Source organism: Eubacterium sp. BIOML-A2 (assembly GCF_009680135.1).
GTDB classification, from domain to species: domain Bacteria; phylum Bacillota; class Clostridia; order Lachnospirales; family Lachnospiraceae; genus Faecalicatena; species Faecalicatena contortus_B.
In genome coordinates, this window is record NZ_WKZK01000129.1 from 1 (window position 1) to 1,053 (window position 1,053).

Annotated in this window: 1 protein-coding gene and 1 riboswitch; the gene reads left to right on the forward strand. The window is 39.8% G+C overall.

The window, feature by feature from the left end; genetic code table 11:
• Positions 1–148: 148 nt before the first annotated feature.
• Positions 149–246, forward strand: a riboswitch (THF riboswitch).
• Between the two features lie 65 nt (positions 247–311).
• Positions 312–884, forward strand: a complete 573-nt coding sequence (locus GKG43_RS22805) for a folate family ECF transporter S component (protein WP_129880169.1) — start codon at positions 312–314, stop codon at positions 882–884.
• Positions 885–1,053: the final 169 nt, after the last annotated feature.

Sequence of the window (1,053 nt, forward strand, 5' to 3'; positions counted from 1 at the left end):
AGTCATTGTCTGATACTTTATCAGTACATCATGGGTGAACTCTACACCATTATTTCCGAAGGTAAATTTACGCAATCGCCATTATAAAAAAAGCTTGTATTCTTCGGAATATGTGTTATACTAATGCCGTTACAAAAATACATAATTTCGCAGAGTAGATCCATGTGCGTTAAGTGCCGACTGAACAGGGAGTTGTCAGACGGACGAAAAGAATATCTTGCGGTACATGAGTCGCATCCCGCTGCATCCGAAGATAGGAATATTATCTCCAGTTGTAGTATGATGAGGTCTGCAAAGGAGGTAATTTTTTTATGAGAAAATTCGCTGCTTTGTTCACCGATTCTTACAAAGAATTAAAGTCTGTAAGAACCATCACACTTATGGCAATGTTTGCCGCCATTGCGATCATCCTTGGAATGTTCTCCATTGAGATCGGCAATTTTATCCGAATCGGATTTTCCTCTATCCCAAATGGGTTAGTGGCATATCTGCTTGGACCGACCGTGGGCGGTATTTTTGCTGGCACATTGGACGTGCTTAAGTACATCATTAAGCCGACAGGTGCATTTTTCCTGCCACTTACACTGGTAACCATACTTGCTGGTGTCTTGTATGGTGTTATGTATTACAAGAAAAACATTACGTTGCCAAGAGTACTCGTTACGAAGTTCATCGTTATGCTCATCTGTAATGTGATATTGAATACACTTTGTCTGTCTGTGCTTTATGGACAGGGATTTTTAGTATTGCTCCCTGCTAGAGCATTGAAAAATTTAATTATGTGGCCGATTGATTCCATTATTTTCTATACGATTACGAAAGCCTTGGAGCGTATCGGTGCATTTAAGCTGATTCGTCGTGTGCAGCCGATTGGCGCGAAGTAAAGACGAGAGTGATATGAATGATAGAACCCGCAATGTTATATTCCGACATTGCGGGTTTTCTGATTTTTCTGTAAATTCTGCCGAAAATATGTGCTAGCGTAAAATTTTATTCGGATTAAATGAAAAGAGGACACCACTTTGTGATAAAGTATTTATGGCTTGCAACCAA

Bases quoted from the DNA above. Each gene is read 5' to 3' on its own strand.
- GKG43_RS22805 (WP_129880169.1), top strand. From the start codon at position 312: ATGAGAAAATTCGCTGCTTTGTTCACCGATTCTTACAAAGAATTAAAG.